Raw genomic sequence first — 6,165 nt, 5'->3', positions numbered from 1 at the left:
GGGGCGCGGAGGGCGTCGGTCCGGCGGGGACGGCGAAGGCGGGCGGGGCGAAACCGGGGGCGGCGGACGGCGCGGCGGCCTCCGGCTCAGCGGGAGCGGGCGCCTCCTCCTCGGCGACCTCGCCGCCGAAGTTCTTCAGCAGCGCCTCCAGTCCGCCGTCGAAGCCCTGCCCGACCGCGGCGAACCGCCAGACGTCCTTGAGATAGAGGTCGCCGAGCATGACGGCGCGCTCGGTGGTGAACTCCGCGCCGGTGAAGGAGTACCGCGCGACCTCCTCGCCGCCCGCCACGATCCGCAGATAGCCGGGGGCGATCCGGGACATCTGCCCGTCACCGTCGATGGTCGCGGTGAAGGACAGCTTGTGGATGCCGGCCGGAATCCGGTCCAGCGTGACCCGGAACGACTCGGTGTCGCCCGCCTGGGGGCCCAGCAGCTGGATGGACTCCTCGGGCGACTTCGGCTGGTTGAAGAAGACGAAGTACCGGTCGTCGGAGAGCCGTTCGTCGGCGTCGAGGCCGAAGCAGCTTATGTCGAAGGTCAGTCCGGGAGCGGAGATCTGCACGCCCACGTACAGATCCGTACCCGCGGTGAGGTCACTGATCCGGGCCTTGTGGCCGCGTTGGAATTCCCTGGACATGCGTTACGTCCGTCCCCCGTCCCGAAAGCAGTTACGTCGCGTCAGGCTAACCGCAAATACCGACATCGGCCTCAGCCGGTACAGACCCGGTACAGAATCGCGGCCCGGACCTCACACCTCCTCGTCGTCCGTCACATCCGGTGGCACATCCGGCGTCCGTGCGGTGGCGGCCACGCCCTCCAGATAGCCGCGCGCCCGCTCGGTGCGCGGGTACGCCTCCAACAGCCGCCAGAAGTCCGGGCCATGACCGGGCACCAGCAGATGCGCAAGCTCGTGACAGAGCACGTAGTCGACCACGTACTCGGGCATCCCCCGCAGCCGGTGCGAGAGCCGGATGGTGCCCTCCGCCGGAGTGCACGAGCCCCAGCGGGTGTTCTGGTTGGTCACCCAGCGCACCGAACCGGGCCGCGCCCTGCCCTCGAAATACCGCTCGGACAGCCGCCCGGCGCGCTCGGCCAGTTCGGTGTCACCGCCGGGCACGCTCCGCTTCGCCTCCTTGGCGGCGAGCCGGTCGAGCATGGCGGTGACCCAGCGCCGCTCCTCCGCCTTGGACATGCGGGCGGGGATCAGCACGATGGTGCGGTCGCCCTCGCGGTAGGCGGAGACGGTCCGGCGGCGCCGGTCGCTCCGCCTGACCTCGACGGGGCCGTGTGCGGCGGGCGGCTGCTGTTCGGTCGGTTCGGTGGGCACGTCTCGAAGGTACCCGTCGGCGCCGACAGCGGGCCGGGCCTGTGGACAGCGGTCTGTGGACGCCGGACCCGTGGGCAGCTTGTACGACGATCACCCCGTGCCTGTGGACAACTTTCGGCACGGATTCCGGAGCCCGGCCATGCTGGCAGTCGTCGGAACGAGCAGGACCGGCTCGGCCGACGTACAGAGGCAGAAGGACGCATGCCCGGCCGGGGTGTGCGCGAGACCTGGGAGACGGGGGCCCGTCATGCATCCGATGGTGAAGCCGGCGCTGCGGCGCGGCTGGCGCGATCTCGGCACCGTGCAGTTCGGGATGACCCCCGCGCACGCGATCACTCTGGGCCCGGTGGACCTGGCCACCGGCAGCTTCCTCGAACTGCTCGACGGCACCCGTGACGTGGCGTTGCTGCGGGAGGAGGCCCGGCGGCTGGACCTGCCGGACGGCCATGCCGACCGGCTGGTGAGCCGGCTGGGCAGGGCGGGGCTGCTCGACGACACACGGGACTGTTCCCCCGCCGCGACCGCGCTGCGGGAGAGAGGGGAGGCGCTGGAGCGGCTGCGTCCCGACCTCGCCTCGCTGTCGCTGACCACGGCGGAGCCGGGCGGCGCGCTCACCCGCCTCGCCGCCCGGCGTGCCCTGCGGGTGCGGGTGCTCGGCGCGGGCCGGGTGGGGTCCGTGATCGCGACGCTGCTGTCCGGGGCGGGGGTCGGCGAGGTCGATGTGCGGGACGTGGGCCGGGTGCAGCCGTGGGACGTGGCGCCGGGCGGGCTGCCGGTGGAGGCGGTGGGCGAGCGGCGGGACGATGCGGCGCGGACGGCGGTGCGCCGTGCGGCACCGGACCGCCCACCGCGCCGGACCCGCCAGGGCAGACTCTCCGGGCCCGCCTCCGAGGAGGAGCCAGGGCTGTCCCTGGTGGTCCTCGCCCCGCGCGACGAGGTGGCGGTGCACGCCCCGGACCCGTTCCTCGCCGAGCCCCTCATGGTCTCCGGTACCCCCCATCTCTACGCGGGGGTGGTGGAGGGGACCGGTGTCGTCGGACCACTGGTGCTGCCCGGCCGGACGGGGTGCGCCGGCTGTCTTCAGCAGCACCGCACGGACGAGGACGCGGCGTGGCCCCGGCTGATCACCCAGTGGCGTTCGGGCCGGGCGCGCCGGGTGGGCGCGTGTGATCTGACCCTCGCCACGGCGGTCGCGGGCATCGCCGCCGCGCACGCCCTGAGCTTCCTCGACGGGGCCGCACCGGCGGCCACCGGCACCCGCTGGGAGGCAGCCCTACCCGCTCTGACCTGGGACGCTCATCCCGTCGCCCCGCATCCGGCATGCGGCTGCGGGGCGAAGGAGAGGAGGAGGGGAAGCACCCCGGCGCGGACCGGGGAGAGCGCCGAGGAAGAGCACTTCTCAACGCGAGGGCCGGCGCGCGCGACAATGGCGGTGCAACGGCCGTCGGCCGAGCGGCGACGCGAGACCGGCGCGACGCGGCCGACAGGGACTTGGAGGGCGCATGTCTGATCTTCCCCGGAAGGCGGTCACCCGGACCGCGAAGCTCGCCGCGCTCCCGCTCGGCTTCGCCGGCCGGGCCACCTGGGGGCTGGGCAAGCGGATCGTGGGCGAGTCGGCCGAGCTGGTGGGGCGGGAGCTTCAGCAGCGCACGGCCGAGCAGCTCTTCAAGGTCCTCGGCGAGCTGAAGGGCGGGGCCATGAAGTTCGGGCAGGCGCTGTCCGTCTTCGAGTCCGCGCTCCCCGAGGAGGTCGCCGGGCCCTACCGTGCCGCGCTGACCAAGCTCCAGGAGGCGGCGCCTCCGATGCCGACCCGTACGGTGCACGCCGTGCTGGCGGAGCGGATGGGCGAGGACTGGCGGGAGCTGTTCCTGGAGTTCGAGGACAAGCCCTCGGCGGCGGCTTCCATCGGCCAGGTGCACCGGGCGGTGTGGCACGACGGCAGGGAGGTGGCGGTCAAGGTCCAGTATCCGGGCGCCGGCGAGGCACTGCTCTCGGATCTTGGTCAACTGAGCCGGTTCGCCCGCCTGTTGGGCCCACTGATCCCGGGCATGGACATCAAGCCGCTGATCGCGGAGCTGAAGGACCGGGTCTCCGAGGAGCTGGACTACGAGCTGGAGGCGCAGGCGCAGGCCGCGCACGCGGCGGAGTTCGCGGACGACCCGGACGTGGTGGTCCCGGCGGTGGTGCACCAGTGCGACCAGGTGCTGGTGACCGAGTGGATCGACGGCATCCCGCTGTCGGAGATCATCTCCGGCGGCACCGAGGAGCAGCGCGACCGGGCCGGGCAACTGCTGGCGCGCTTCCTCTTCTCCGGCCCGGCCCGCACCGGCCTGCTGCACGCCGACCCGCATCCGGGCAACTTCCGGCTGCTGCCGGTGGGCCCCGACGGTGAGGACGGCTGGCGGCTGGGCGTGCTGGACTTCGGCACGGTGGACCGGCTCCCCGACGGGCTGCCCCCGACCATCGGGGTGGCGCTGCGGATGACGCTGGCCGGGGACGCCGAGCCGGTCTACGAGATGCTCTGCGAGGAGGGCTTCATCAAGGAGTCCATGGATCTGGACCCCGACGCCGTCCTCGACTACCTGCTGCCGATCATCGAGCCCGCGCAGGTGGACACCTTCACCTTCACCCGGTCGTGGATGCGCGGCCAGGCGGCCCGGGTCGCCGACCCCCGCTCCCCCGCGTACCAGCTCGGCAAGCAGCTCAATCTGCCGCCGTCCTATCTGCTGATCCACCGGGTCACGCTGAGCACCATCGGTGTGCTGTGCCAGTTGGGCGCGACGGTGCGGCTCCGGGAGGAACTGGAGGAGTGGCTGCCGGGGTTCGGGCCGGACGCGGACTCGCTGGAGTCCGCGGCGTTGGAGGCCGAGGAGGCGGAGGAAGCGGAGGAGGACCTGCCGGAGGCGCCCGCGGCGGAGGCATAGGTCCGGCGGAGGCGTAGACCCGTTGGAACCGTAGGCCCGGCGGGGGCGGGCATGCCTCGGGGGCCGGTCCGTTCGGCCGGACCGGCCCCCGAGGGGAAGACTTCGCCTCCCTGAGCCGGGAGGCCACCGCTTCGGGTGGGTGCGCTCAATGCGCGTCGAGGGCGGCGCCTACTGCATGACGGCGGCGGCGAGCGCACGGCGGGCACGCAGGGAGGCGCGCTCCGCCCGGCGCTGCATCCGCCGGGCGGTGGCCAGGCTCATGGCCCGGCGCTCCCGCTGGGCGTCGTGCAGGCGCTCGTGCATATGCGCACGAGCCAGGGCTTCTGGGATGAGTTGCATTTCGCGGGTCCTGTTCGTCTGGCGCGAGCCTGTCACGCCACGGTTATCGAGGTCTGGGGTCGCCGAGCCGGTGGGCTCGCTGGTGGACGGCTTCATCGGGGCCTGCTTCTTGGGGTCGTGCGTGAGGGGACGGTCGATCGTTCCTGCGGGGTGCGTGCGTGCGACGTTCATGCCGTGACCGGGTTCTTGCGCGGGCGGCCACGCGGCCGCTTCCGGGCGACGACGACGCCCTGGACGAACAGCTCCCCACCCCAGACGCCCCAAGGCTCCCGGCGCTCCTTGGCCCCGGCGAGGCAGGCCTCGACCAGCGGGCAGGTGCGGCAGAGCGACTTGGCGTACTCGACATCGGCCGGCGACTCGGCGAAGAAGACCTCCGGGTCGTAGGAACGGCAGGGGACGGGCACGCCGAGGTTCTCGATGGCGTCGTCGAGCGCGGTGAGCGCGGTGAGGGGGAGCAAGGCGGGGTCCTCCGTGGAGCCGAGCTGAGTGATCGCTTGTGAAGGCGGTACTGACGGGGCGTGCGCTTCGAGTTGCACGGGGTGTTTTCCTCGTCTGGTCGTTCCGGTCGGTGGACCGGGTGTCGGCTGGGTACCGGGTTCTCTTTTGTTGTCCCGAGGCGCCTTCGGGGTGTTCTCCCTGTTCGGGGAAAACAGAAGGGCCGCGGTTCCCGGATGGGGTTCCGCGGCCCTGAAGGCGCCTGCCTGATCGGCGATCAGGCTGGATCACTCCAGGGTTCTGGCCCACGGAAGGCCCACATCTGGTGGTGCTGCGTCTGCTTGCGGAATCCGGCACCGGCCGCCGCGAAGGCATAGGCGCCCTGCGCCTGTGCCTCTACCGCTGCCAGTGCCTTGGTCGGTCGCTCATTGCGCTCGCGGACAGGGAGGTCCACGGAGAGCAGCGAGGAGGCCGGACGGGCGGCACGAATGCCGGACAGACCGGTGCCCTGGGAGGGCGCGCCGAGCATGCACAGGGAGACGGCCGGACGATCGGTCATTTTGACCGGGCTGGTGATGATGGTCTCGATGCTGATCATTGGGCTCGCCTCCTCTCGGCGTCTTGGGGACCGGTGTGCACCGGTCCTCGGATATGGAAGTACAGCACGGATTCACAGCCTTCGAGAAGGCCGCCGTTTCCGTGCCTAGAACCTATGGGGATTCCTGGCGCGGGCGCAAACTATTTTTGCGACGAGTTCCGATCAGTGGTCCCGGCCGCCTCCGCGGGGGCGGTGCCGACCTCCTGGCCTGCGCAGATGGCCAGTACGTCGGTGCCGTAGCGGCGCAGCTTGCGGTCCAGGACGCCGGGGATGCGGGAGAGTTCGGCCGCGCAGTCGGGGCGGGTCTCGGCGATGGCCATCAGGGTGCGGTCGGTGAAGACGCAGAAGTCCGGCTGTCCGCTCTGTCCCGCCTCCACCGCCCGCCACTCCCGCAGCCGCTCGTACAGGCCCTCGTCCATGTCGGAGGGGCAGTCCTCGCAGCGCATCAGTTTCATCTCGCCGGCGTCGGTGAGGGTGCGTCCGCACACCCGGCAGCGGGCCGGGGATCGCTGGGCGCGCCGGGGCGCGGCCGGGAGGCCGCC

General features: G+C 72.1%; 8 protein-coding genes. 2 read left to right on the top strand and 6 right to left on the bottom strand.

Going from position 1 to position 6,165, the window contains the following annotated elements:
• Both GT030_RS09795 and GT030_RS09790 read right to left on the bottom strand, forming a co-directional pair.
• Window positions 1-637, bottom strand: a 637-nt coding sequence (locus tag GT030_RS09795) for a TerD family protein (protein WP_161200763.1), incomplete at its 3' end; no start/stop codon positions are given.
• Window positions 638-748: 111 nt separating this feature from the next.
• Window positions 749-1,327 carry a M48 family metallopeptidase gene (locus GT030_RS09790; RefSeq protein ID WP_161200762.1) on the bottom strand — a complete coding sequence of 193 codons (579 nt, stop codon included), beginning with the start codon at window positions 1,325-1,327 and terminating at the stop codon, window positions 749-751.
• Window positions 1,328-1,574: 247 nt separating this feature from the next.
• On the opposite strand from GT030_RS09790, the gene GT030_RS09785 reads away from it, so the two are divergent.
• Together GT030_RS09785 and GT030_RS09780 are read left to right on the top strand one after the other, a co-directional pair.
• Entirely contained in the window at window positions 1,575-2,837 is a 1,263-nt protein-coding gene (locus GT030_RS09785) for a TOMM precursor leader peptide-binding protein (protein ID WP_161200761.1), read from the top strand.
• Complete coding sequence (locus GT030_RS09780) at window positions 2,830-4,251, top strand: AarF/ABC1/UbiB kinase family protein (RefSeq protein ID WP_161200760.1); 1,422 nt, start codon at window positions 2,830-2,832, stop codon at window positions 4,249-4,251. The genes GT030_RS09785 and GT030_RS09780 overlap by 8 nt, the downstream gene beginning before the upstream one ends.
• Window positions 4,252-4,419: 168 nt before the next feature.
• On the opposite strand, the gene GT030_RS09775 is transcribed toward GT030_RS09780, so the two are convergent.
• The 4 genes from GT030_RS09775 to GT030_RS09760 form a co-directional block, all read right to left on the bottom strand.
• Window positions 4,420-4,761, bottom strand: a complete 342-nt coding sequence (locus GT030_RS09775; protein ID WP_161200759.1) for a hypothetical protein — start codon at window positions 4,759-4,761, stop codon at window positions 4,420-4,422.
• Window positions 4,758-5,126 (bottom strand): WhiB family transcriptional regulator, encoded by a 369-nt coding sequence (locus GT030_RS09770; protein WP_030807350.1) that lies wholly within the window; start codon window positions 5,124-5,126, stop codon window positions 4,758-4,760. Before GT030_RS09770 ends, GT030_RS09775 begins: the two co-directional genes overlap by 4 nt.
• A 176-nt stretch (window positions 5,127-5,302) precedes the next feature.
• The gene (locus tag GT030_RS09765) at window positions 5,303-5,623 is read right to left on the bottom strand and encodes a hypothetical protein (RefSeq protein WP_086695485.1); all 321 of its coding nucleotides are present in this window, start codon (window positions 5,621-5,623) and stop codon (window positions 5,303-5,305) included.
• A gap of 140 nt (window positions 5,624-5,763) precedes the next feature.
• Window positions 5,764-6,165 (bottom strand): HRDC domain-containing protein (locus GT030_RS09760; RefSeq protein ID WP_202459911.1); only part of this gene is annotated, 402 nt, incomplete at its 5' end.

The organism is Streptomyces sp. SID1328 (genome assembly GCF_009865595.1).
Lineage (GTDB): Bacteria > Actinomycetota > Actinomycetes > Streptomycetales > Streptomycetaceae > Streptomyces > Streptomyces griseoluteus.
The sequence above is the reverse complement of the archived record's forward strand: the minus strand, read 5'-3'. Positions and strand labels throughout refer to the sequence as shown.

Excerpts from the sequence above, each read along its gene's own strand:
- GT030_RS09785 (WP_161200761.1), top strand. The coding sequence starts at position 1,575 with ATGCATCCGATGGTGAAGCCGGCGCTGCGGCGCGGCTGGCGCGATCTC.
- GT030_RS09780 (WP_161200760.1), top strand. The coding sequence starts at position 2,830 with ATGTCTGATCTTCCCCGGAAGGCGGTCACCCGGACCGCGAAGCTCGCC.
- GT030_RS09775 (WP_161200759.1), bottom strand. The coding sequence starts at position 4,761 with ATGAACGTCGCACGCACGCACCCCGCAGGAACGATCGACCGTCCCCTC.
- GT030_RS09765 (WP_086695485.1), bottom strand. The coding sequence starts at position 5,623 with ATGATCAGCATCGAGACCATCATCACCAGCCCGGTCAAAATGACCGAT.